Source organism: Curtobacterium sp. MCBD17_035 (assembly GCF_003234815.2).
In the GTDB taxonomy this organism is placed as follows: Bacteria; Actinomycetota; Actinomycetes; order Actinomycetales; family Microbacteriaceae; genus Curtobacterium.
In genome coordinates this window covers 2,945,888-2,970,293 of record NZ_CP126279.1, presented here as the reverse complement: position 1 = coordinate 2,970,293, position 24,406 = coordinate 2,945,888, and the positions used below count along the sequence as shown (strand labels likewise).

Sequence of the window (24,406 nt, the reverse complement as noted above, 5' to 3'; positions counted from 1 at the left end):
GACGAGCAGACACACGAGGAGCATGGTGCCCGCGGCACCGAGGAACCAGAGGACCGATCAAGGGATCGCCCGGCGGTGGTCGACGGGCGGTCCGCAGCAACGGCCCTCGTGGATCGCGAGCGACGAGTCGATGTGTGCTGACGACCCGATGCGCGCGGCCGGGGTCGACCGGTCGTCGTCCGCGGTCTGTCCCGCCATGACACGCCCCCGGGGCTGACCGTACCGGGAACGACGCGGCGTGCGCGCTCCTACCGCCCGGCGAGCTCCGCGCGGATCGCCTCGACGGCCAGTCGGACCTCCGCGAACGTGGTCGACAGGGGTGAGAGCCCGAGCCGGATGCCGTTCGGGTTCCGGTGGTCGGGGATGACGTCCTGCGCCCAGAGCGCCGCGGTCACCTCGCGGAACGCCGGGTGCGTGATCGTCACGTGGCTGCCGCGGACGTCGGCGTCGCGGGGGCTCGAGACGACGACGCCGAACGGGGCGAGCAGGTCGTCGACGAGCGCGATCGCGTGTTCGGTGAGCGCGACGGACTTCGCGCGGACCGCGTCGATGCCGACCCGCTCGAGGAGGTCGAGCATGTCCTGCATCGCGAGCATGCCGACGACGGGCGGCGTCCCGCTGACGAGCCGGCGCATCCCCGGCGAGGGCGTGTAGCCGTCGGCCATGCTGAACACGTCGGCGGCGCCCATCCACCCCTGGATCGGCTGCCGCAGGTCGGCCTGCAGCCGCTCGGCGGCGTAGGCGAACGCGGGGGAGCCAGGGCCGCCGTTGAGGAACTTGTAGGTGCAGCCGACGGCGAGGTCGACGTCCCACGCGTCGAGCGACGTCGGCACGACGCCGGCCGAGTGGCACAGGTCCCAGAGGACGAGCGCGCCCACCGCGTGTGCCGCCGCGGTGATGCCGGGCACGTCGGCGATGACGCCCGAGCGGTAAGCGACGTGGCTCAGCACGACCACCGCGGTCGACGTGGACACGGCCTCCTCGACCTGCTCGACCGCCACACCGGTGACCGGGTCGGCAGCGATCCACCGCACCGAGAGCCCGCACTCGGCGGCGATGCCCTCGACGACGAAGCGGTCGGTCGGGAAGTCGTCGTCGTCGATGACGATCTCGGTGCGGTCCGGCCGCGCGGCCACGGCGGCGCGGATCGTCTTGTACAGGAGCACCGTCGTGGAGTCCGCGACGACGGTCTGCCCCGCCGCGGCGCCGAGGCAGACGGCACCGATCCGGTCGCCGAGCTCGAGCGGGAGCGTCATCCACTGCTCGTCCCACGAGCGGATGAGGCGGCTGCCCCAGTCGTGCGTCACGAACCGCTGCAGCCGCTCGGCGGTGGCGAGGAGCGGCCGCCCGAGGGAGTTGCCGTCGAGGTACGCACGGACCTCGGTGCTCGGGACGAACGCGGCGACGTGTTCGGCGAGCGGGTCGGTGCGGTCGAGTTCGAGCGAATCGGGTGTGGTCGCCCGTGGAGCATCGCTGCCGACCCGGTCGTCGTCGACGGACGTCTGGTCGGTCATGTCAGGGACTCCTCGATGCGGTCGGCGGTCAGGACCCGAGCGCCGGACAGCCAGCGTACGGCGTCGTGCGGGGCCGCGCTCCGTCCCTGGGCCGTCCGGCCGACGCCGATGTGCGGTCGCAGCGGCCCGAGCGTCAGATCTGCCGGTAGATGGTCAGCGTCTGCTCGGGCTGGTCGGGCGCCAGGAACGACGCGTGCGCCAGGTGCTGGACACGCCCCGACCGTGTGCGGACCCGTTTGACGCCGGCCTGGTTGGGCGCAACGCCTCCAGTCTCGAGCGGCTCGCCGCACTCGACCCGCGCGTGCGGACCGTCCGGTCCGTCGGCGACCGCGCTGCGGACGTGTCGGCGATCGCCGCGACGGTCGAGGGTGACGCCGACGTCGTGATCGACGCGCTCGGGCCGACACCGACCGCGGACCTCACGATGGCGGGCTTCGACGTGGTCCGCGTCGACGGCACGATGGTGCTGCTCGGCGGGGTGCGACAGACGCTCCCCGTGCCCTACGGCGAACTCATGCGTCGCCGGATCACGCTGCGCGGGAATGCGCATCGCCCGGTCCGGTTGTACCTCGTCAGGAACGACAGGAGCACCGATGCAGCGACCCGTGGTGGACCCACAGCAGCAGACCGACGAGCGTGAGGTCGTGAGCGGACGCCGGTTCGGCGCGTGGCTCGGCCTCATCAACCACGGCGAGGAGCCGATCGCGCGACGCTGATCCGCGCGAGCACGGGCCCGGGCGGCCGGCGAGGAGCCGACCGCCCGGGCCTGTGTCCGTCAGGGGTGGCCGGAGCCGTCCCCGATCTCGATCGCCCCACTCGCTGCGGGTCTGGTGCCGTGCGCGGGTGATCGCGGAGACCGACAGCACGGAGGTCGCGCCGGCGCCGAGGGACCCCGTTGTGTACCACGGAGCGGCGGCGCCGAGGGCCGTCACCGCCTGCGGAGTCGAGGCCGTCGCGTCCTGCACGGGCTTGGAGTCCCGCTCGGAAGAGGCACGAGGACCGCCGGGGCAGATCAGCTCGGCGGGACGGGCCGGCGCGCGAACGCGAACGAGCGGCGCAGGCCGACGAGACCGATCGCCCCGGTGACGAGCGCGGCGATCGCGAGCAGGACGAGGACCGGGACGGGGACGAGCGGCCCGTGCTGCGTGTGGAGGTTGGACGACTGGACGACGAGCGCGAGCGCGTACCAGCCGACCTGGCCCGACTGCACCGCTGCGCGCGCCGCGATGTAGGGCGCGCGCCGGAGGGCCTCGCTGTACTCCTCCTCGCTCAGCTCCCGCGGATCGTCGCGCCGGATCGCGCGCCGGACGCGCCGGTCGCGGACGCGCTGCTCGGGTGTGACGGTCGGGACTCACCCGCCCGGCTTCCCGCGTGCCGCGAAGGCGCAGGCGAGCACGCCGGCGACGGAACCGGCCATGCCAGCGGCGGCGAACGTCCTGGGGTCGAACGGTCGCTCCACGGCCAGGCCCACGACGAGCACGGCCGCCGCGGCCGCGAGGAACCAGAGGACGGACCGAACGAGCGCGCGGTGATGGTCCACGGGCGGTCCGCCGAAGCGGCCCTCGCGGATCGCGAGCACGGACTCGCCCTGGTCGGTCGGTGTCTGTTCGGGCACGCGCACCACCCCCGCACGTGACGGTAACGCCGTGGTGCTCGCGCCGGTCGGAACGTCCCCCGTTGGCTGGCGAAGTCCCCCTCGCTGTACCCCGTTCGCTGAGAACCAGGAACGCTGCGCTCCAACCGGTGCTTTCCTCAGGTCATCCAACCGACCACGACACCGAGGAGCCCGATCCCATGGTCACCAACACCCAGCCCGAGCGGTACGGCACCGCAGACTCCGGACGGCGCAACGGCGTCGCCATCTCCGCACTCGTCATCGGCATCGTCGGCCTCGTCATCAGCTTCTGGGGCGTCCTCAGCCTCGTCGCCCTGGTCCTCGGCGTCGTCGGCCTGCGTCGCTCGCCGGCCAAGGGGGAGCGCGGTCACGGCCAGGCGATCGCGGGCATCGTCCTCGGCGTCATCGGCGTCGTGTGGGGCATCCTCGCGCTCGTCTTCGGCCTGCAGCACTACTTCTTCTTCGTCAACCACTGACCCCGCGTCGGAGCCTCACTCCCATGACACGGCGCCGGTCACCGCTCCGCGAGCAGACGTTCCGCATCGTCACGTCGCTCGCGGGGATGGTGGTCGGCGGTGGCCGCGGACGGGCCGTGCCCGGGCTCGTAGGCTGGCCCGATGCGAGCACTGGTGCGGAGCAGCGGTCCGACGACGGCGGTGGCGGCGCGGAACGGGGTCGGGTTCTCCTCCGCCGAGGCGTACCTGGTGGAGCGACACGGCCGCGACCAGGCGGTCGCCGAGGTCCCGTTCGTGGCCGAGCGGCCGGTGGCCGCGGGCGCCCGGCTCACGTGGGTGTGGTTCCCGGAGCGGGTGCTGCCGGCCGGTCGCGCCGAGCCGACCGAGGCCGACCTCGACGGGTTCTGGGACGCGACCGCGTTCGCGCTCGACGTCGTGTTCACGGACGGCAGCCGTGCCTCCGCGTCGGCGCGCGACCAGTACGCGGTCCCGATGACGCCGGAGGCGCAGGACGACGCGCGCATGCTCTGGGTGGACCAGTGGAACCGCCGGACCGTCGACCTGACGCCGTTCGCCGGGCGCACGGTGGACCGTCTGGAGGCGCGGCTCGGCCGCGCCGACCGGGTCGCCGCCGACGGCGCGGCGGCACCACTACGGGGCTGGCTCGACGACGTGCGGATCGAGACGGCGCCGCCCCGGGCCTCCCGGCCGCTCGACCACGTCGTGACGACCCGCGGGACGCACGCGTCGTCGCGGTTCTCGCGCGGGAACACGGCGCCGCTCGTGGCGGTCCCGCACGGCGGCGTGTTCGGGCTGCCCATGACCGACGCGTCCGATCCTCGCTGGCCGTACGCGTACCACGAGCACGTCGACGGCGACGGCCGGCCGGCGCTCCAGGCGTTCGCCACGTCCCACATCCCCTCGCCGTGGATGGGTGACCGCGGTGTGTTCCAGATCATGCCGAGCCCGTTCGTCGAGCCGGACACCGACCGCGCGGCGCGCGCGCTGACGTTCGACCGCGCGGACGAGGTCGCGGGCCCGCACCGCTACCGGGTCGCGTTCGACGGCGGGGTGACCGCGGAGATGACGGCGGGGGAGTTCGCGCTCGGGTTCCGGTTCACCTTCCCGGGGGAGCGTGCATCGGTGGTGCTGGACCACCACGGCGTCGTCCGCTCGGCGTCCGTGCGGGTCGAGGACGGCGTCGGGGTCGTCGACGCGCTCCTCGACGACCGGCCGCAGACGCCGCCGCACCACGTGCACCTCCGCGTCCACGGCGTGGTGGCGGACCGGACGACGGTCGAGGACGGCCGGCTCGGCGGCTGGTTCGTCGTCGACGGGACGGCGCCGGTCGACGTGCTCCTCGGGATCTCGACGGTGTCGGCGGAGGACGCGGCCGCGAACCTGCGCGCTGCGGGCGACGTCGACGCCATGTGCGCCGAGGCCGAGCGGCGGTGGTCGGCGGCGCTCGCCACGATGTCGTTCGAGGGCGCCTCCGAGGACCAGCTCGTGTCGCTGTACTCGGGCCTGTACCGGCTGTTCCTGTACCCGAACACCGCCGGGGAGACCGCGCTGACCGGCGAGCCCCGCTACCGCTCGCCCTACGGCGCGGTCCTCGACACCCCCGTCCGCGACGAGCCCGGGCCCGAGGTCGGGTCGGGGCCGTTCACGACGACGAACGGGTTCTGGGACACCTACCGCACGGCGTGGCCGCTGCTCGCGCTCCTCACACCCGAGCGGACCGGGGCGCTCGCCGAGGGCTTCGTGCAGCACCACCGCGACGGCGGCTGGACGCCCCGCTGGAGCGCCCCCGGTGCCGAGGACGTCATGACCGGCACGACGAGTGACACCGTGTTCGCGGACCTCGCGGCCAAGGGCGTCCCGGGGTTCGACCTCGCGACGGCGTACCGGAGCGCGGTGCGCAACGCGACCGTGCCGTCACCGGACCCGCGTGTGGGACGCAAGGGGATCCTCCCGGGCGCGTTCCGCGGGTACGTCGACACCGACACGCACGAGGGGATGTCGTGGACCCTCGACGCGGCGATCAACGACTGGGGGCTCGCGGTCATGGCGCGGCTGCTCGCCGACCACGCCGTGCCCGGTTCGTCGGAGGCGGAACGACTCGACGCCGAGGCCGAGTGGTTCGCCCGGCGGTCCCTGCAGTACCGGAACGTGTTCCACCCGGGGCTCGGGTTCTTCGTCGGCCGTCGTCCCGACGGGGACTGGCGGGTCGAGGGCGAGGCGTTCGACCCGGCGGAGTGGGGGACGGACTACACCGAGACGAACGCGTGGGGCACGATGGTCACCGCCCCGCACGACGGGGCCGGTGTCATGGCCCTGCACGGCGGGCCGGAGGGGCTCCTCGCCGCGATGGCCCGGTTCCACGCCGCCCGCGAGACCGGTGCGACGGACCGTTCCGGCTCGTACGGGTTCGCGATCCACGAGATGACCGAGGCGCGGGACGTCCGCATGGGGATGCTCGGTCTGTCGAACCAGCCGGCGCACCACATCCCGTTCGCACCGATGTGGGCCGGCCGACACGACGACGCGCACGCGACGCTCCGCGAGTGCGTCACGCGCCTGTTCGTCGGATCGGACCTCGGCCAGGGGTACCCGGGCGACGAGGACAACGGCGAGATGAGCGCCTGGTACGTGTTCGTCACGATCGGGCTGTACCCGCTCGCGCCCGGGACCGGGACCTACGTGCTCGTCCCGCCGACCGTCCGACGGACCGAGCTGCACCTGGGCGACGCGACGACGGTCGTCGAGGTCGCGGGGCCGTGCCGCGGCCCGTACGTGGCGTCCGTCACCGTCGACGGTGAACCGTGGGAGTCCGTGTCGATCCCGCACGCGGTGATCGCCCGCGGCGCGCACGTGGTGTTCACGCTGTCGGACGAGCCGCTCGGGTGGGCCGCCGGGTCGCGCCCGGTGTCGGCGTCCGAGCTCCACGGCTTCGCGGACACGCCCTCGGACGTCCTGCCGGTCGGCGCGTCGCCGGTCACCGACGACACCGGGCGGAGCGTCGTGCGGCTCGCCGCGGGGGAGCCCGTCGAGGTACCGGTGTCCGTCGCGGCCGCGTCGCTCTACACCGTCACGGTGGCCGAGCCGGGGACGTACGGATGGACGGTGGCGTGGGTCGACGCGGACGGCCGGGTCGCCACGGCGGACGAGCGGGTCGGCGAGGAGTTCGCCTGGGCCGCGCAGACCCGGGTGTTCCGGATCGCGGGCGGGGTCGAGCGCGGTGCGATCCGGTTCACGGCGTCGCGGCCGGTCGGGCTCACCCAGCTCGAGGTCGTCGCGGCCTCGCGGTCGACTCCCGGACGCTGAGCGTCAGGGCGGGGCCGGGGCGCGACGTCAGCGGGCTCCTGGCCTCGACCTGCTCGAGCAGCAGTCGGGCCGCACGCTCGCCGAGCTCGACGGTGTCGCGGGTCAGCGTCGTGAGCGCGGGCCGGACGAGCCGCGCCATGGCGGAGTCGTCGAACGACGCGATCGACAGGTCGTCGGGCACGGGGACCCCCATCTCGGCGGCGACACCGAGCCCGGCGACGGCGAGCACGTCGTTGTCGTAGACGATCGCCGTGGGGCGGCGTGGGCCGACGAGCAGGGTCCGGGTGATCGCGGCGCCGGCGTCCGACGAGTAGTCGGTGGTGAACGACTCGGCGGACTCGAGCCGGGCCTCCCGGGCGAATCGCTGCAGCGCCGCGGCGCGCATGGCCGTGTGCTCGAACTGCGGTGGCCCGGCGACGTGCGCGATGCGGGTGTGGCCGAGCGCGTGCAGGTACCCGAACAGGGTGTCCGCGGCGTCCGAGTCGTCGATCCACACGGTGGGCCAGGTGCCCGGCGGCGATGGATGCGAGCCGACGACGACGGCGGGCAGGCCGAGTTCGGCGAGCAACGCGAGGCGGGGGTCGTCGGCTCGCGGGTCGATGAGCACGACGCCGTCCACGCGGTGCCCGCTCCACCACTCGCGGTACGTCTCGAGCTCCTCGTCGACGTCACGCGCGACGAGGAGGTTCATCCCGACGTGGGTCCCGGCGAGGCCGAGCTGGATCCCGGAGATGAGGTCGCCGAAGAACGACTCCGTCCCGAGCGTGCGCGCGGGCCGGTTGAGCACGAACCCGATGGTGCCGGCGCGGGCGCCGCCGAGGGCCCGCGCGGCCGAGTGGGGACGCCAGTTGAGCTCGCGGGCGACCTCGAGGATGCGCGACCGGGTGGCCGCCGAGACACCCGGTCGGTCGTTCAGTGCGAACGAGACCGCTCCCGTGGACACGCCGGCCCGTGCTGCGATCTCGGCGATCGTCACCCGTTTCGGTTGCGGCATCGTCGCTGCACCGGCCCCCTCGTCGTCCACGCGCTCATCATGGCGGCACCCGCGCCCGTTGGCGAATGGCACCGCGCCCGGCGAGTGACCACCGGGTGTCGCCGCGGCGAACGACCGGGGACACGCCGCGGCTTGACTATAGCGCTTTAGTCCTTCATGCTCACCTGCAACAGCGGTAGCGATGCCGCGACTGATGGCGGATCTGAACCGCTTCAGTTGCTGCGGCGAACAAGGGAGTCCACGCAATGTCACGTCGTACCACCACAGCACCCACCTCCGGCCGGAGGCGAGCGACGTTCGCCGCAGGCCTGGCGACCGCCGCGGCGGCCGCGCTCGTCCTGACCGGCTGCTCCGCGGGCAGCAACAGCGGCGGCAGCAGCGCCGGCGGCGACGTCACCGGCACGATCACGCTCCAGACCTGGGCGCTGACGCCCAAGTTCACGGGGTACCTCAAGGGCGTGATCGCGGCGTTCGAGAAGAAGCACCCCGGCACGACCGTCAAGCTCGTCGACCAGCCCGGCGACGGCTACTCCGACAAGGTCCTGAGCCAGGCGTCGTCGAACACCCTGCCGGACGTCGTCAACCTGCCCCCGGACATCGCGCTGCCCCTGGCGAAGCGCGGGATCCTCGAGGACGTCAGCAAGGCCGACAGCTCGCTGCGGAGCACCTACACGGCGGGCTCGGTCGACGCCTACGACTACAAGGAGACGAAGGGTGGCGTGTACGGGTACCCCTGGTACCTCAACACGGACGTCGACTTCTGGAACAAGTCGATGCTCGACCAGTGCGGTCTCGACTCGTCGAAGCCGCCGGCGACCACGCAGCAGCTCTTCGCGCAGGCCAAGACCATGCACGAGCGCTGCCCGAACGACTACCTGATGAGCCGCAAGCCCACGCTGAGCGACTTCACCCTCGCCGGTGTCAAGGTGCTCAACAGCGACGGCACGAAGTTCACGTTCGCCACGAAGAAGGCGGCGTCGCTCATCGACCAGTACGCCACCGCGTACCAGAACGGCTACATGCCGTCGTCGGTCCTCAACTCCGACTACCTCGGCAACTCGACCCTGTTCACGCAGGGCAAGGTGGCCTGGACCACGGGTGGCGCGTCCTCGCTCAGCGACTTCGAGACGAACAACCCGTCGCTCAAGAACGACGTCGTCGTCTCGCCGGCGCTCGACACCCCGCCGCTGTACGTGCAGGGCCTCAGCGTCTCGCAGAAGTCGAAGCACCTCGCCACCGCGAACGCGTTCGCGCAGTTCATGACGAACGCCGCGAACCAGAAGGCCTTCGCCAAGCTCGTCAACATCTTCCCGTCGACGAAGTCCTCGCAGTCGGACCCGTTCTTCTCGAAGGACGACGGCACCGAGAACGGCAAGGCCCGCGTCCTCGCGAACACGGCACTGAAGACGGCGAAGAACCTGACGCCGGTCGAGGCGAACGACTCCATGACGACGTTCCTCGACCAGCAGATCGCGCTCGCCATGAAGGGCCAGACCACGAGCATGAAGGCGCTGCAGACCGCGCAGACCAAGATGAACACCCTGCTCGCGAACGGCTGACGCCACCACCAGGAGAGGGAGGATCGCCATGCGAGCGAACCGTTGGTACACGCCGTGGATCCTGATCGCGCCGGCCCTGGTGTGGCTGCTCGTGTTCAGCTTCTGGCCGTCGATCAACACCGTGCGGCTGTCGTTCACGAACGCCAGTCCGCTCGGCGGGGTGAGCGCGTGGGTGGGGCTGAAGAACTTCAGCACCCTGCTCGCCGACCCCCAGGTGTGGCAGGCGCTGCTCAACAGCGTCGTCTACATGGCGATCTGCCTGCCGCTGCTGACGATCCTCCCGCTCCTCATCGCGCTCCTGGTCGAGAAGAACCTGCCCGGGATCGCGTTCTTCCGGACCGCGTACTACACGCCCGTCATCGCGTCGGCGGTGGTCGTCGGGCTCATCTGGACCTGGATCCTCGACGACCGCGGCGTGGTGAACGAGGTCGCCCAGAGCCTGCACGTCATCCAGGGGCCGCTCCCGTTCCTCACCGACCGGTGGCTCGTGCTCTTCAGCGCGATCAGCCTGACGGTGTGGAAGGGCCTCGGCTACTACATGATCATCTTCCTGGCGGCGCTCGGGAACGTCGGCAAGGACCTGCACGAGGCCGCGGCACTCGACGGGGCCGGCGCCGTCCGCCGGTTCTGGAGCGTGACCATGCCGGGCGTCCGCGGCACCATGACGCTCGTCGGGATCCTCGTGTGCGTCTCGGCGCTGCGGGTGTTCTCGGAGCTCTACGTCCTCACCAACGGCAAGGGCGGCCCCGGCGGCCAGGACGAGTCGCTCGTCAGCCTCATCCAGGAGTACGCCCGCGGCTTCACCGGCAACCTCGGCTACGCGTCGGCCCTGAGCATCCTGCTCTTCGTCGTCACGCTCGTGCCGATGCTGGTCCTCGCACGCATCAACAACAAGGCGGAGCAGTGACGAACACGACGACGACGTCCGAACCGGTCGTCTCCGGAGACCGCGGGACCGCAGCGAACGCTGCGGGCGGCAGCCGCGCCTCCCGACCGGGAGGGACGGGACGGACCCGGCGCGTCGGTCCGGACGGGCGCCGCCGCCGCCGGAGCCGCACCTTCGGCACCATGAGCGCGAAGGAGAAGGTGTTCCGCTACGTGCTGCTCGTGGTGGTGCTGTTCATCACCATCGGGCCGTTCCTGTGGCAGCTGTCGACCTCGCTCAAGGGCGCGGGCGAGGACATCTACACGCAGACGCCGGAGTTCGTACCGAGCCAGCCGACGTTCCTCAACTACGTCAAGGTCGCCGACGCGATCCCCGTGTTCACCTACATCGGGAACTCGCTCGTCGTCGCCGCGCTCGACGTGGTCGGCAACGTCGTGTTCGCCACGCTCGCCGGGTTCGCCGTGGCCCGCCTGCAGTTCCGGGGCAAGAAGGTGGTGCTCGGGCTGTTCCTCGCGACGCTCGTGCTCCCCGGCGAGGTCACGATCGTCTCGCAGTTCGTCACGATCAAGGACCTCGGGCTCGCGGACTCGCTCGTCGGCGTCGCCCTGCCGGGGATGATCGCCGCGCTCAACGTGCTGCTCATGTACAACGCGTTCCGGCAGATCCCGGAGGAGATCGACCAGGCGGCCGTGATGGACGGCGCGAACTCGTGGCAGCGCCTCCGTTTCGTCGCGCTGCCCGCCGTGCAGGGCACGATCGCCGTCATCGCGATCTTCTCGTTCATCGGCGCGTGGGACGACTTCCTCTGGCCGCTCATCGTGCTGCAGACGCCGGACAAGCTGACCCTGACCGTCGGACTCCAGTACCTGCAGGGCACGTTCTCGAACGACCAGCGCCTCATCGCGGCGGGCACGATGATCGCGTTCATCCCGATCGCGGTGATCTTCTCGGTGCTCCAGCGCTTCTTCTTCAAGGGCGTCGAAGAGGGCGGGGTCAAGGGCTGATGCGCTTCGGCGTCAACTACACGCCCGCCGAGGGTTGGTTCCACTCGTGGCTCGACTTCTCGCCGTCCGCGGTGGCGCGTGACCTCGAGCAGATCGCCGACCTGGGCGTCGACCACGTCCGCGTGTTCCCGCTCTGGCCGCTCGTGCAGCCGAACCGGACGCTCATCCGGGCGTCGGCGCTCGACGACGTCGCGACGGTCGTCGACATCGCCGCGTCGTTCGGGCTCGACGTCAACGTCGACGCGCTGCAGGGGCACCTGTCGAGCTTCGACTTCGTGCCGTCGTGGCTCGAGAGCTGGCATCGTCGGAACGTGTTCACCGACCCGGACGTCGTCGCGTCGACCGCCGACTACGTGCAGGCGCTGTCCGCGGCGCTCGCCGGCCGGCCGAACCTGCTCGGCGTCACGCTCGGCAACGAGCTGAACCAGTTCGCGCACGCCCCGCACCCCACGCCGCACGCGGTGACCGACCGGGAGGCCGGGGACTGGCTCACGACGATGGTCGCGGCGGCGCGGCGCGGGCTCGGTCCACCGGTGCCGGACGCGGTCCCGGCTCCGGGCCTCCCGTCCGGCGTCGGCCGGGAGGCCCGGCGCACGGCCGCCCCGTCCGTCACGGTCGCGCAGTACGACGCCGCCTGGTACGACGACGCGCAGCCGTTCGGTCCGGAGCACGCGGCCGACCACGGCGACATGACCGTCACGCACTCGTGGGTGTTCAACGGGGCCGCCCGCGTGCACGGTCCGCTCGGCGCCGGATCCGTCCGGCACGGCGAGTACCTGCTCCAGCTCGCCGCGGCGTGGAACCGGACCGCGGAGCGACCGAACTGGCTCCAGGAGGTCGGCGCCCCGACGAACGTGGTCCCGGTCGACGACGCCCCGGCGTTCCTCGAGGGCACGATCCGGCACGCCGTCGAGGTGCAGCAGCTGTTCGGCATCACCTGGTGGTGCTCGCACGACGTCGCGCGGTCGCTCGCCGACTTCCCCGAGCTCGAGTACGACCTCGGACTCTTCACGAACGACGGACGCCGCAAGCCGACCGGCGAGCGATTCGCCGAGCTCGCCCGTGCGTTCGGCGACGGTGCCGGCGCGGCACTCGAGCGGCTCGCGCCGCCGACGGACGCGCTCGTCCTCGACGACGTCCTGCCCGACGGCCGTCGCGCCCCGGACGTCCGCGCGACGGCCGCCCCCGGGGGCCGGTTCTCGCTCGCCTGGGTCGCGCTGGCCGAGTCGCTCGGCCGCGGACCGCAGGTCGTCCTGCGCTCGCGCGCGGGAGACTCCGGACTCCTGGCCGAGCGCGGCATCCGCACGCTGCACGACGTCCCGGCGGACACCCGCGCCGTCCACACCGCGGTGGCGCACCCCGCCACGATGCCCTGACCACCCCATCCGGAAGGCACTGATGCACGACGACATCCCCCTCACCATCGGCCGAGCGCGCCGGGTCCTCGACGAACGGATCCTGCCGGCCGTGCACGCGACGGCGGTCCCGCTGACGGTCGAGTGGAACGAGCTCCCCGGCGAGCCGATCACCCCCGCCGAGGGCCTCGCGCTCGCCTACCGGCCGTACGAGGTCGGGACGCCGTGGGGTGCCGCGTGGGGGACCACCTGGTTCCACGTCACCGGGACCGTGCCCGAGCAGTGGGCCGGACGTCGGGTCGAGGCGCTCATCGACCTCGGGTTCGACGTGAACATGCCGGGGTTCCAGTGCGAGGGCCTCGTCTACCGACCGGACGGCAGCCCGGTGAAGTCGATCAACCCGCGCAACCAGTGGGTCCTCGTCACCGAGCAGGCCGAGGGCGGCGAGCTCGTCGACCTGTACCTCGAGGGCGCGTCGAACCCCGTGCTGCTCGACTACCACCCCTTCCTCCCGACGCAGGAAGGGGACATCCAGACGTCGTCGTCACGGCGGTTGTACACGTCGCGCCGCATGGACCTGACCGTGTTCGAGGCCGAGGTGCACGAGCTCGCCCTCGACATCGAGGTGCTGCTCGAGCTCCAGGCCGAACTGCCCCAGGGGCCGCGACGGATGCGGATCCTGCAGGCGCTCGACGACGCCCTCGACGCCCTCGACCTGCAGCACATCCCCGAGACCGCGCCCGACGCCCGAGCGGCGCTCGCCGACGTGCTCGCGTCCCCGGCCGAGGCCTCGGCCCACCGGATCTCCGCCGTCGGGCACGCCCACATCGACTCCGCATGGCTCTGGCCCGTGCGCGAGACGATCCGCAAGGTGGCGCGGACCACCTCGTCGATGACGGAGCTCATCGACCAGACCGACGACTTCGTCTACGGCATGTCGAGCGCCCAGCAGTACGCCTGGATCAAGGAGCACCGCCCCGAGGTGTACGCGCGCGTCAAGGAGGCCGTGGCAGCGGGTCGGTTCCTGCCCCTCGGTGGCATGTGGGTCGAGTCGGACACCGTGATGCCGACCGGCGAGTCGATCGTCCGGCAGTTCTCGCAGGGTCAACGGTTCTTCGAGCGCGAGTTCGGGATCCGGCCGAAGGGTGTCTGGTTGCCGGACAGCTTCGGGTACTCGCCGGCCCTACCGCAGCTCATGCGTCGCGCCGGGTTCGAGTGGTTCTTCACGCAGAAGATCTCGTGGAACCAGGTGAACAAGTTCCCGCACCACACGTTCCTGTGGGAGGGCATCGACGGGTCCCGCGTGTTCTCGCACTTCCCGTCCATGGACACCTACAACTCGCAGCTGTCCGGCTCCGAGGTCGCGAAGGCGTCGCGGCAGTTCCGCGAGAACCGCCTGGCGTCCGGGTCGATCGCGCCCGTCGGGTGGGGCGACGGCGGTGGCGGGACCACGCGCGAGATGACCGGCAAGGCCGCGCGCCTGGCGGACCTCGAGGGCAGCGCGCAGGTCGCGTGGGAGCACCCGGACGCGTTCTTCGAGCGTGCCCGCGGCGAGCTCGCGAACCCGCCCGTGTGGGTCGGTGAGCTCTACCTCGAGCTGCACCGCGCGACCCTGACGTCGCAGCACGGGACCAAGCAGGGGAACCGCCGCGCGGAGCACCTGCTCATCGAGGCCGAGCTGTGGTGCGCCACCGCCGCGGCCCGCACCGGGTTCGCCTACCCGTACGACGAGCTCGACGCCCTGTGGCAGCAGGTGCTCCTGCAGCAGTTCCACGACATCCTGCCCGGCACGTCGATCGCCTGGGTGCACCGCGAGGCCGTCGAGCAGTACGCGCGCGTCGCCGACGCCCTCGTGGCGATCATCGCGCAGGCCGTCCGCGCGCTCGTCGGCGAGGGGGACACCTCCGTCCTGGTGAACCCCGCGCCGTTCGCCCGGGGCGGGGCGCCCGCGCTCGGGGCGGTCGTCGCGGCCTCCGTGCCGCAGGTCGCTCCCGTCACCATCACGGAGGACGGCGACGCCCACGTGCTCGAGAACGACCTCGTCCGCATCACGGTCTCCGCCGAGGGGCTCGTGACCTCCGCGGTCGACCTCGGGTCCGGGCGGGACGCGATCGCGCCCGGCCAGGCGGGGAACCTGCTGCAGCTCCACCAGGACTTCCCGAACATGTGGGACGCGTGGGACGTCGACCGCTACTACCGCAACCGGGTCGAGGACATCCGCGGGGTCGACGAGCTGACCGTGTCGACCGGTGCCGATGGTGTCGCCCGGATCGTCGTCCGCCGGTCGTTCTCGGAGTCGTCGATCGAGCAGACGCTGTCCCTGGCGCCGGGGTCCCGCACGCTCGAGGTCGCCCAGGTCGTCGACTGGCACGAGACGGAGAAGTTCCTCAAGGTCGCGTTCCCGCTCGACGTCCGCGCGGAGCACACGATCGCCGAGACCCAGTTCGGCGCGAACAAGCGCGTCACCCACAGCAACACCTCGTGGGAGGCCGCGAAGTTCGAGACGTCCATGCACCGGTACGTGCTCGCGGAGGAGCCGGGCTTCGGCGTCGCGCTCGTCAACGACTCGATCCACGGGTACGACATGACCCGGGACGCCGTCGACGGGGACGTCACGACGACGCTCCGGCTGTCGCTGCTCCGTGCACCGCGGTTCCCCGACCCGGAGACGGACCAGGGCGTGCAGACGCACCGCTTCGGGCTCGTCGTCGGGACGTCGGTGGCCGGTGCGACCGAGGAGGGCGTGCTCCTCAACGTCGACGCCCGGACCGTGACGGGCGACCACGGGTTCGACCCGCTCGTGACGGTGTCCGACGACCTCGTGCTGTCGAGCGTCAAGCTCGCGGACGACCGCTCGGGCGACCTCGTCGTCCGGGTGTACGAGCCGGCGGGTCGTCGTGCCCGCGGGACCGTGACCGTCGCCGCCGCCGTCTCGGCCGTCACCGAGGTCACCCTGCTCGAGGAGCCGATCGTCGACGCGGCGACCACCGGCGCGTCGAGCACCGTCGCGGCGACCGACCCCGCGACGGTCGACCTCGCGCTCGGCGGGTTCGAGGTCCGCACGCTGCGGTTCGCGCTGGGCTGAGGCCGGTGTCGGGCGGCGCGGTCCGGGGCTGACGACCGCGCCGCCCGCGGGCGGCCATGTCGGGCGGCGCGGTCAACGGTCGATGGCCGCCCTCGCCCGGGACGCAGCGCGATCGGGCGAGAGGAACCCGATGTCGTACCGCGGCCGGACGCCGAGCGCGAGGTCCGCGAGCACCTCGCCGAGCACCGGCACGAACTTGAACGCGTGCCCGGAGCAGCCGGTCGCGACGAAGCACGCCGGCGCCCCGGGGAGCGCGCCGAGGATGAAGTCCTCGTCGCTGCTCATCGTGTACATGCACGAGTACGCGTCGAGGCCCGCGCCCGCGGCCCCGGGCAGGAACCGCTCGAGGACACCGCGGAGTTCGGCGACCTCGTCGGGGCGGACCGCGCGGTCGATCGTGTCCGGGGTCGTGTCCTCGCCACCGTCGTGCCGGCCGATCTTGACGCCCTGCCCGTCGTGGTCCGGGAACCCGTAGTACAGGTGCCCGTCGTGCTGGATGGAGAAGCCCGGCATGGCGTCGGCCCCGAGACCCCGGGGGTCCGTCGGCGCGAAGTGCGCGACCACCTTGCGACGGGCCACGATCCGGAGGCCCGTCGCGGCGAGCAGCTCGGGCGCCCATGGTCCGGCCGCCACCACGACCCGGTCCGCGCGGTAGGCGGCGACGTCGGTGCGGACGAGCGGGTGCGCTCCGAACGCGATGTCGACGACGCGTTCCGCACGGAACTCCGCGCCGTGCTCCTGGGCGAGTCGGTGGTGGGTGCGGACCGTCGCCTCGGGGTCGACGAATCCCGCTTCCCGCTCGAGGACGCCCTCCCAGCCGTCGGCGACGCGGAACGCGGGGAACCGATCACGGATCGCGGTCGCCGTGAGGTGCTCGACGGGGAGTCCGTGCGCGCGGGCCGCGGCGAGGGTGTCCGCCACGAGGGCACCTCCGATCGGAGCGACGGCGAGCACGCCGCTCTCGGTGAGCAGACGGGTGCCGGACGCCTGCTCGAGTTCGTGCCACAGCCTCCATGCGGCGGTCGTGAGCGCGACGTACTCGGGGCCCTCGGCGTACGCCTGCCGCACCAGGCGCGACCGGCCGTGCGACGAACCGTCGCGGTGGCCCGGGAGGCGCGGGTCGAGTCCGAGCACCGTCGCACCCCGTGCGGCGAGGTGGTACGCGGCGGCCGAGCCGATGCCACCGAGCCCGACGACGACCGTGCCCGGGACGCGGACCTCGATGCCCGTGGCGGTGGAGGGGTGACCGACGTCCATGCCGCGATCATCGCAGACGGCCGGGACCTGGGCCGCCCCGCAGGCGTCCCGACGACACTGCAGGGCACAACGACACCGCGGACCGGACGTCGCCGTCCCCGGCGGCGTCGTCGGAGCGAGAACGGCAGGGACCGATGGACGCCGGAGAGTTCGTGGACCTCGTGGCACAGCGAGCCGACATCACCCACACCCGCACCCGGGCTCGGCCCATCACGGACGCGACACTCCTGACGTTGGCCGAGCGGCTCAGCGGTGGTGAGGCCGCCGACCTCGCCGCGGAGCTGCCCGAGGAGCTCCGCACGCCGCTCCTCCGCGACGGTGAGGCGTCCGAGCGGTTCGGGGCCGACGAGTTCTGCCGACGCGTCGCCGAACGGGCTGGGGTCGACGCCGACACCGCGCTCGAGGGTGCGACCGTCGTGTTCGCCGTCGTGCACGAGGCCGTGTCGAAGGGCGTGTGGGACCACGTGACGACCCAGCTGCCGAAGGAGTACGTCGCGCTCTTCCACCTGAAGGTCTGACGTCCCGTCTGCCACGATGGGCGCATGCCCGCAACGACGCCGTACGGCTCCTGGACCTCCCCGATCTCCGCAGCGGACCTCACCACGAACGGCCACCCCGTGTCCGGCCCGCGCTGGGTGGGCGACGAGGTCTGGTGGCTCGAGCTCCGCCCGCAGGAGGACGGCCGCTCGGCGGTCCGACGCCGCGACGCGTCGGGCGCGGTGGTCGACGTCCTGCCCGCTCCGTGGAACGCCGCGAGCCGCGTGCACGAGTACGGCGGCGGCGCGTGGGCGGCCGACGACCGGGGTGTCCTGGTGTTCGTCGAGTTCACCGACCAGCGCCTGTACGTGCTGGAGCCGGGCTCCCGGGAGCCCCGACCGCTCACGCCACTCGGGACCGACGGCACGCACCACCGGTACGGGGACGTGAGCCTGCGCGGGGACGAGGTCGTGGCGGTGCGCGAGACCCACACGCCCAGTGCCACCAAGACCGGCGAGAACACGACCGACATCGTCCGTGACGTCGTCGCCGTGCCGCTCGACGGCTCGGCGGCCACGGACCCCGCGGCGGTCCGCAGCGTCGTCGGCGGATCCGACTTCCTCGCCGCCCCGCGGTGGTCACCGAACGGCCGGCACCTGGTCTGGATCGCCTGGGACCACCCGCGGATGCCGTGGGACGGCACCGAACTCCGCGTCGCACCCGTCGACGACGACGGCGTCGCGGGCCCCTGGCGGACGCTCGCCGGGTCGCCCACGGAGTCGGTCCTCCAGCCCGAGTGGCTCGACGACGACACGCTCGTCGCGATCGCGGACCCGACCGGCTGGTGGAACCTCGAGCGCATCACGCTCGACGGCGTCCGGACACCGCTGCACCCGGACGCCGCCGAGTACGGGGGACCGCTCTGGAGGCTCGGCACCCGCTGGTACACGCTGCTGCCGGACGGCCGCCTGCTCGCCACCCGCACCTTCGGGTCCACCTCACTCGTCGTGCTCGACCCGAGCGGCGAGCGGGACCCCGAGCCGATCGAGACGCCGTGGACGAGCATCGCCGTGGGCGGGGCCCGGGACGGCCGGGTCCTCGTGACCTCCGGTGCGTCGACGGTCGGTGCCGGGGCCCGGGTCCTCGACCTCGCGACCGGAGCCGCCGAGGACGTCCGGCTCGACGCGGACGACCTGCCCGACGCCCGGTACCTGCCGGTGGCCGAGCGCCGGGAGTTCCCGGGCGAGCGGACCGTGCACGCGATCGTGTACCCGCCGCGGAACCCCGACCACGTCGCCCCGCAGGGCGAACTGCCCCCGTACGTCGCGGTCGTGCACGGCGGTCCGACCTCGCAGGCGGTGGCCGCGCTCGACATGCGCATCGCGTACTGGACGAGCCGCGGGATCGGGGTGGTCGACATCGACTACGGCGGGTCGACCGGGTACGGCCGCGCCTATCGCGAGACCCTGCGGGGCCAGTGGGGCGTCGTCGACGTCGAGGACACGATCGCCGCGGTGCGGGGTCTCGGGGAGGCCGGGCTCGCCGACCCGGCACGCCTCGCGATCCGCGGCGGCTCGGCCGGCGGCTGGACGGTCCTGTCCGCACTCACCCGGTCCGACGTGTTCGCCGCCGGGGTCTCGTACTTCGGGGTCGCGGAACTCGAGCGGTTCGCGCAGGACACCCACGACTTCGAGTCGCGCTACCTCGACGGGCTCATCGGGCCCCTACCGGAGGCCGCGGCGCTGTACCGCGAACGCGCCCCCCTGCACGCCGTCGACCAGCTCCGCACGCCCGTGCTCCTGCTCCAGGGCCTCGACGACCGGGTCGTGCCGCCGTCGCAGGCCGAGCTGTTCCGCGACGCCATGCGGGAGCGGGGCATCCCGCACGCCTACGTCACCTACGCGGGCGAGGGGCACGGGTTCCGGAAGGCCGCGACCATCATCGACGCGACGGAGAAGGAGCTCGCGTTCTACGGGCAGATCCTGGGGTTCGCGACGCCGGGCGTCCCCGCGCTGCCGCTCGACTGAACCGGACACGATCGTCCTGTCGGGCGCGCGCCGCCGTCGGGGAGGAGCGGCGGCGCGGCCGCCCCGTCCCTCCAGGCCGTCAGCCCACGCGCTCCGGGAGCCGCCCCTGCAGCGCGCGGGCGTTGAACTCGCCCGTGCTCGTGTCGTGCAGGCCACGCCCCGTCGTCTCCGGTGCCATGACCTGCGAGACGATCGCGCCGACCACGCAGATCGCCGCGGCGATGAGCATGCACGGTCCGATGCCGAGCGTCGTGATGCCCACCGGGAGCAGGAAGGTCCCCGCGGCGGCGCCGACGCGGCTGCACGCGGCGGTGAAGCCCACACCGGTGGAGCGGACCTCGGTCGGGAACACCTCGATGGGGTAGACGGCGGTGAGGTTGCCCTGCAGCGCGTTCATGAACGAGAACACGGCGAAGCACACGACGACGACCGCACCCGGCGCGCTGCCCCAGAAGCCGACCACGGCCAGGGCGACCGCCATGATCCAGAACGGCGGGATGAGCTGCGGGCGACGGCCGATCCGCTCGATGGTGAGCATCCCGACGAGCGCCCCGACGGCGGCCATGCCGTTGACGGTGATGGTGCCGGCCGTCTCGTTGTGCAGCGCGAGCGACTTGAGCACGGTCGGTGCGAACGTGAAGATCGCGAAGTAGGGGGCGACGTTGCAGGCCCAGAACACGGCGATGAAGGTCACGCGCTTCCGGTTCCCCGGCGCGAACAGGGCGCGGTAGCCGCCGGCCTTCTGCTCCTCGGAGCCGTAGTCCTCTTGCTCGTAGTACGCGCCGCCGCCGAGGCGCTGGTCGATCACCGCGCGCGCCTCCTTCTCGCGGCCACGGTGCAGCAGCCAGCGCGGGGACTCCGGGAAACCGATGCGGACGATGACGGTGACGATCGCCGGGAGGATGCTCGTCGCGAGCACCCACCGCCAGCTGAGGTGCCCGAGGTCGACGAGCGCGTACCCGACCACGACCGCGGCGAGGTACCCGGCGTACCAACACACGAGCAGCCCGGACAGGCGCCGTCCCCGGCTCTTCGCGGGGGCGAACTCGGCCAGCATCGCTGCGCCGATCGAGTACTCGGCGCCGATCGCGATCCCGAGCGCGATGCGGACGGCGAGGAGCTGCCAGGCGTCGGTCACGAAGGCCTGCAGCAGGCCGAGGACGACGAACGCGATGATGTCGACCGTGAACACGGTCTTCCGTCCGAACCGGTCGGTCAGGAGGCCCGTCAGTGGCGCCCCGATGAAGATGCCGATGAGGGACGACGCACCGATGAGGCCCGCCTCCAGGGCGTTCACGTGGAGGGCCGTCGAGATGAGCGGCAGGACGACGCTGATGAGGCCGAGGTCGAAACCGTCCAGGCCCTCCCCCCAGGCGCAGGCGAACGTCATGCGCGCGAGGAATCCCTTCCGGCGCTGCTCGGGGGTCCGTGTGGTGGTGCTCATGATCGCTCCTCGTCCGCCGGTCGGTGCACTCCCGCCCGGTACCCAGCGCATCGTACGGATTGGTCGACGAACGGTCTCTCAGGTTCCGCCAAGGGCGTCCGAGGTGTGGGATGGAGGCACCTGGACGTCCGACCGAGGAGGAGCCGATGCCCCGACGCCGCGGACCGCGAGCCGAGTTGGCCGCCGCGCGCGACGACCTCTCGCCGGTGCTGCTCGACGGGGACGCGGGAGAGGTCGTCGCAGCGCTCGAGGCGTTCGCACACCGGATCGAGCTGCCGATCATCCGCCCGGACCGCCGCGACGAGCTGCCCGACGACGTGCGCTGCCCGGTTGCCGTCCTCGCCGTGCGGAACAGCGGGCGGCGTTCGTCGCTCCGCCGCGCCATCGACGTCCTCCGCGCGGTCGAGGCGCACCTGACGCCCGACGCCGTCGTCGTCGCGGTGTCGACGAGCAGCGCCGCGCGTTCGGCGCCCGCGCGGCTGCAGCGGCAGCTGTCGGCCGAGATCCTCTACCAGGTGCGTGCCGCCGTGTCGCCCGCGGCGCCGCGGTCGGGGCGGTCGTTCCGCCTCCGGCTCGGACTGTCGGCGCTCGGCGCCGTGGGCGTACAGGTGTTCCGCATCGCGCTGTCGGGCTGACCCGCGCCGCGGCTCGTCCGCCGGCTCGGTCTCACCGTGCCGGCGCGTACCGGACCCAGTCGACGACCATCTGGGCCGTCCGCGGCGTGCTCGGTGTCGGGTGCGGCACCGACCCGCCGATCGCGAGGCTGAGGATGAGGTCGAACTGTCCGTCGAACACCCACTTCAGGGCGCTGGGCGCGGTCGCCTCGGTGATGTCCGTGCCGACGACACCGTCCACGCTGATGACGACGTGCCCCGGCGACCGGGTGACCGAGTACGTGTGGAACCCCTTGCTCATCGCCCGGGTGTGCATGAGGATCCCGCCGGCCTGCACGTTGTGGTCCGGGTCGTCCTCGCCCGGGCCGTGCAGGAAGTGCGAGGTGCGATGCGTGTCGATCGGGGCCTCGACGACGTCGATCTCGCCGCACTCCGGCCAGCCGACCGTGTCGACGTCGGAGCCGAGCATCCAGAACGCCGGCACGAGCGACCCGCCCTGCGGGACCTGGATCCGCGCGGAGACCGTGCCGTACCCGAAGGACGACTTGCCGTGGGTCGTCAGGCGGGCGGAGGTGTACGGGGGACCGCCGTCGGGGCCGATGTCCGCCGTGATGACGAGGTGGCCGTGGCCGTCGAGCACCCCGTTCGACGCCGTGTAGGTCTGCAGCTCGTGGTTGCCCCACCCGCCCGCGCCGGTCTGGGCGCTCCAGTGGGCCGGGTCCGGGGCGGCACCCGCGGGTCCGTCGAACTCGTCGAACGACCCGGGCGTGGGGACGGCCTCGTCCTGGGACGGCGCGGGCTCCCCGGTGGCCGTCGCGGTGGCCGTGCTGGCTGCGGTGGACGAGCGGGCGTCGAACGTCGGCAGGGACTGCGCGCCACTCCGCGCGGGCGCGCACGCCGCGAGCACGAGCGCGAGGGACAGTGCGACGCCGACGGCGAGCGCCGGCCGGCGGGTGCGTCGGTGGTACGCGTGCGTTCGGGTCCGGTCGGCGCGCTCGGGCACGCCGTGGTCCCAGGGCGTTCGGGGCGCCCTGTCGTTCGAGTCCACGGAGACTCCAGGTCAGATGGCGGGTCGGGATCTGCGCGGCGGGTACAGCGCGACGGCCCAGCCGTTCGGGTCCTGTGAGGCTACCGCCGCCCCCGGTCGGCCCGACACCCCGCGGACGGGGGGTACCGGCAGCACCCGGAGTGAGGTCGTCGTCGAGGCGCCCCTGACCGGGGCGCGTCGCGCACCGGGACCGCGGCGTAGCGTCGACGGACGATGACCACGCCGACGTCCACGGAGCCCCTGACCGTCCGGACCACGGGCGGCGCCGTCCGCGGCGTCGAGCGGGACGGGATCCGCCGTTGGCTCGGCGTGCCGTACGCCGAGCCGCCGGTCGGGGAGCTCCGGTGGCGAGCGCCGCGCCGCGTCAGGCCGTGGGAGGGTGTCCGACCCGCCGTCGCGCCCGGCCCGGCCGGTCCGCAGCGCCCGCACCCCTACACGGGCGGCATCGCTCGGCGGTTCCCGCAGTCCGAGAACTGCCTGTACGTCACCGTCACCAGTCCGACCGACGCGGACGGCCTGCCCGTGCTCGTGTTCGTGCACGGCGGCGCCTACCGGTCCGGCTCGGGCGGGACACCCGACTACGACGGCGGCGCCCTCGCCCGGCTCGGCGTCGTCCTCGTGACCGTCTCGTACCGGCTCGGCGTGTTCGGCAGCATGGACCTCCGCGTGCTCGGCGGCGACGGTGTGACCTTCGACGCGAACTGCACCCTGCGCGACCAGATCGCCGCCCTCGAGTGGGTCGCCGAGAACGTCGCCGGCTTCGGTGGGGACCCGGCCCGGATCACCGTGTTCGGCGAGTCCTCCGGCGGGAACTCGGTGACGACCCTGTTGGCCGCGCCGTCCGCCCGGCCGGTGCTCGCCGGGGCGATCGCGCAGAGCGCACACCCGATGACCGCGCACTCGCCCGAGAACAAGGCGGAGCACGCGCGCATGCTCGCGCGACGACTCGGACTCGACCCGGCCCACGCCGGGCGGGCGATGCGAGCGATGCCGGTGTCGCGCCTCCAGACCGTGGCCGAGGAAGTCGACGACGCGGTGACCCGGGAGTCCCCGCTCGTCGCCGTCATGTCGCCGACGATCGACGGCGACGTCCTGCCGGAACACCCGCTCGCCGCCGCCCGGGCCGGGCGGACGGCGCCGGTGCCACTCGTGATCGGCACGAACCACGACGAGGCGTCGCTGTTCAAGCACGCGCGGACCCCGATCCTGCCGAACACGCGGGAGCGCGTCGAACGACTCGTGGGCGGCACGGACCCGGAAGCCTGGCAGCGCATCCGACGGCTGTACGCCGACGACGCGGACCGGCCTCGCCGCGACTGGGTGGCCGCCGGCGGGGACGGCGTGTTCCACGTGCCGTCGATCGACATGGCCGAGGCGCACGCCGCCGCAGGCAACCCCACCTGGATGTACCGGTTCGACCACGCGTCGCCGCTCATGCGGCTCGTCGGGCTCGGCGCCGCGCACGGCACCGAACTGCCCTACCTGTTCGGCACCTTCCGCACACCGCTCGGGAGGATCGTGGCCGGCACCGACACGCCCGCGACCCGACGGCGGATCCACGAGGTCCTCGCCGGCTCCTGGACCGCGTTCGCGCGCGACGGCGTGCCGTCCCACCGGGGCTGGTCCTGGCCGCGGTACACCGCCGAGGACCGGGCGACGCTCTGCATCGACCGGGTGAGCCACGTCGAGCGAGACCCCGACCGTGCCGTGCGTGCGGCCTGGAGCGGCGTGCACTACGAGTTCTGAGC

The 24,406-nt window shown here is 72.8% G+C and carries 20 protein-coding genes; 13 read left to right on the top strand and 7 right to left on the bottom strand.

The window, feature by feature from the left end:
- Nucleotides 1-248: 248 nt before the first annotated feature.
- Nucleotides 249-1,514: a kynureninase gene (locus DEI93_RS13935; RefSeq protein ID WP_111119899.1), complete on the bottom strand. Its 1,266-nt coding sequence runs from the start codon at nt 1,512-1,514 to the stop codon at nt 249-251.
- Nucleotides 1,515-1,707: 193 nt separating this feature from the next.
- Between DEI93_RS13935 and DEI93_RS13930 the strand changes: the two genes are divergently transcribed.
- Together DEI93_RS13930 and DEI93_RS13925 are read left to right on the top strand one after the other, a co-directional pair.
- On the top strand, nt 1,708-2,154 hold the full coding sequence (locus DEI93_RS13930) for a hypothetical protein (protein ID WP_111119900.1): 447 nt from the start codon (nt 1,708-1,710) through the stop codon (nt 2,152-2,154).
- Nucleotides 2,108-2,230 carry a hypothetical protein gene (locus tag DEI93_RS13925; RefSeq protein WP_258368604.1) on the top strand — a complete coding sequence of 41 codons (123 nt, stop codon included), beginning with the start codon at nt 2,108-2,110 and terminating at the stop codon, nt 2,228-2,230. The genes DEI93_RS13930 and DEI93_RS13925 overlap by 47 nt, the downstream gene beginning before the upstream one ends.
- A 296-nt stretch (nt 2,231-2,526) precedes the next feature.
- Here the strand turns inward: DEI93_RS13925 and DEI93_RS13920 are convergent, their stop codons facing one another.
- Nucleotides 2,527-2,724 (bottom strand): hypothetical protein, encoded by a 198-nt coding sequence (locus tag DEI93_RS13920; RefSeq protein ID WP_111119901.1) that lies wholly within the window; start codon nt 2,722-2,724, stop codon nt 2,527-2,529.
- A gap of 141 nt (nt 2,725-2,865) precedes the next feature.
- Nucleotides 2,866-3,129 (bottom strand): hypothetical protein, encoded by a 264-nt coding sequence (locus tag DEI93_RS13915; protein WP_146244416.1) that lies wholly within the window; start codon nt 3,127-3,129, stop codon nt 2,866-2,868.
- A 179-nt stretch (nt 3,130-3,308) separates the two neighbouring features.
- Here DEI93_RS13915 and DEI93_RS13910 point away from each other — a divergent pair, with 179 nt between their 5' ends.
- Both DEI93_RS13910 and DEI93_RS13905 read left to right on the top strand, forming a co-directional pair.
- Nucleotides 3,309-3,605, top strand: a complete 297-nt coding sequence (locus DEI93_RS13910) for a DUF4190 domain-containing protein (protein WP_111013131.1) — start codon at nt 3,309-3,311, stop codon at nt 3,603-3,605.
- Between the two features lie 141 nt (nt 3,606-3,746).
- Nucleotides 3,747-6,908 (top strand): GH92 family glycosyl hydrolase, encoded by a 3,162-nt coding sequence (locus tag DEI93_RS13905; RefSeq protein WP_258372251.1) that lies wholly within the window; start codon nt 3,747-3,749, stop codon nt 6,906-6,908.
- Here DEI93_RS13905 and DEI93_RS13900 read toward each other — a convergent pair.
- Entirely contained in the window at nt 6,859-7,932 is a 1,074-nt protein-coding gene (locus tag DEI93_RS13900) for a LacI family DNA-binding transcriptional regulator (protein ID WP_258372252.1), read from the bottom strand. The two genes, DEI93_RS13905 and DEI93_RS13900, sit on opposite strands and share 50 nt — an antisense overlap.
- A gap of 215 nt (nt 7,933-8,147) precedes the next feature.
- Here DEI93_RS13900 and DEI93_RS13895 point away from each other — a divergent pair, with 215 nt between their 5' ends.
- From DEI93_RS13895 to DEI93_RS13875, 5 genes are all read left to right on the top strand, one after another.
- Complete coding sequence (locus DEI93_RS13895; RefSeq protein WP_111119903.1) at nt 8,148-9,461, top strand: ABC transporter substrate-binding protein; 1,314 nt, start codon at nt 8,148-8,150, stop codon at nt 9,459-9,461.
- A 28-nt stretch (nt 9,462-9,489) separates the two neighbouring features.
- Entirely contained in the window at nt 9,490-10,368 is an 879-nt protein-coding gene (locus DEI93_RS13890; protein WP_111010462.1) for a carbohydrate ABC transporter permease, read from the top strand.
- A 161-nt stretch (nt 10,369-10,529) separates the two neighbouring features.
- Nucleotides 10,530-11,351 carry a carbohydrate ABC transporter permease gene (locus DEI93_RS13885; protein ID WP_111119956.1) on the top strand — a complete coding sequence of 274 codons (822 nt, stop codon included), beginning with the start codon at nt 10,530-10,532 and terminating at the stop codon, nt 11,349-11,351.
- Nucleotides 11,351-12,727, top strand: a complete 1,377-nt coding sequence (locus DEI93_RS13880; RefSeq protein WP_111119904.1) for a glycoside hydrolase 5 family protein — start codon at nt 11,351-11,353, stop codon at nt 12,725-12,727. Before DEI93_RS13885 ends, DEI93_RS13880 begins: the two co-directional genes overlap by 1 nt.
- Before the next feature lie 22 nt (nt 12,728-12,749).
- The gene (locus DEI93_RS13875) at nt 12,750-15,791 is read left to right on the top strand and encodes an alpha-mannosidase (protein WP_111119905.1); all 3,042 of its coding nucleotides are present in this window, start codon (nt 12,750-12,752) and stop codon (nt 15,789-15,791) included.
- Nucleotides 15,792-15,863: 72 nt separating this feature from the next.
- Here the strand turns inward: DEI93_RS13875 and solA are convergent, their stop codons facing one another.
- Nucleotides 15,864-17,048, bottom strand: a complete 1,185-nt coding sequence (gene solA, locus DEI93_RS13870; RefSeq protein WP_111119906.1) for an N-methyl-L-tryptophan oxidase — start codon at nt 17,046-17,048, stop codon at nt 15,864-15,866.
- Nucleotides 17,049-17,182: 134 nt separating this feature from the next.
- Between solA and DEI93_RS13865 the strand changes: the two genes are divergently transcribed.
- Both DEI93_RS13865 and DEI93_RS13860 read left to right on the top strand, forming a co-directional pair.
- Nucleotides 17,183-17,566 carry a DUF2267 domain-containing protein gene (locus DEI93_RS13865; RefSeq protein ID WP_111010458.1) on the top strand — a complete coding sequence of 128 codons (384 nt, stop codon included), beginning with the start codon at nt 17,183-17,185 and terminating at the stop codon, nt 17,564-17,566.
- 24 nt (nt 17,567-17,590) lie between these two features.
- Nucleotides 17,591-19,552, top strand: a complete 1,962-nt coding sequence (locus DEI93_RS13860) for a dipeptidyl-peptidase 5 (protein WP_111119907.1) — start codon at nt 17,591-17,593, stop codon at nt 19,550-19,552.
- 79 nt (nt 19,553-19,631) lie between these two features.
- Here the strand turns inward: DEI93_RS13860 and DEI93_RS13855 are convergent, their stop codons facing one another.
- Complete coding sequence (locus tag DEI93_RS13855) at nt 19,632-20,996, bottom strand: MFS transporter (protein WP_111119908.1); 1,365 nt, start codon at nt 20,994-20,996, stop codon at nt 19,632-19,634.
- Nucleotides 20,997-21,142: 146 nt separating this feature from the next.
- On the opposite strand from DEI93_RS13855, the gene DEI93_RS13850 reads away from it, so the two are divergent.
- Nucleotides 21,143-21,631: a hypothetical protein gene (locus tag DEI93_RS13850; RefSeq protein WP_111010455.1), complete on the top strand. Its 489-nt coding sequence runs from the start codon at nt 21,143-21,145 to the stop codon at nt 21,629-21,631.
- Nucleotides 21,632-21,662: 31 nt separating this feature from the next.
- Here DEI93_RS13850 and DEI93_RS13845 read toward each other — a convergent pair whose 3' ends face one another.
- The gene (locus DEI93_RS13845) at nt 21,663-22,613 is read right to left on the bottom strand and encodes a glycoside hydrolase family 16 protein (RefSeq protein WP_181436053.1); all 951 of its coding nucleotides are present in this window, start codon (nt 22,611-22,613) and stop codon (nt 21,663-21,665) included.
- A gap of 258 nt (nt 22,614-22,871) precedes the next feature.
- Here DEI93_RS13845 and DEI93_RS13840 point away from each other — a divergent pair, with 258 nt between their 5' ends.
- Nucleotides 22,872-24,404 (top strand): carboxylesterase/lipase family protein, encoded by a 1,533-nt coding sequence (locus tag DEI93_RS13840; RefSeq protein WP_111119910.1) that lies wholly within the window; start codon nt 22,872-22,874, stop codon nt 24,402-24,404.
- Nucleotides 24,405-24,406: the final 2 nt, after the last annotated feature.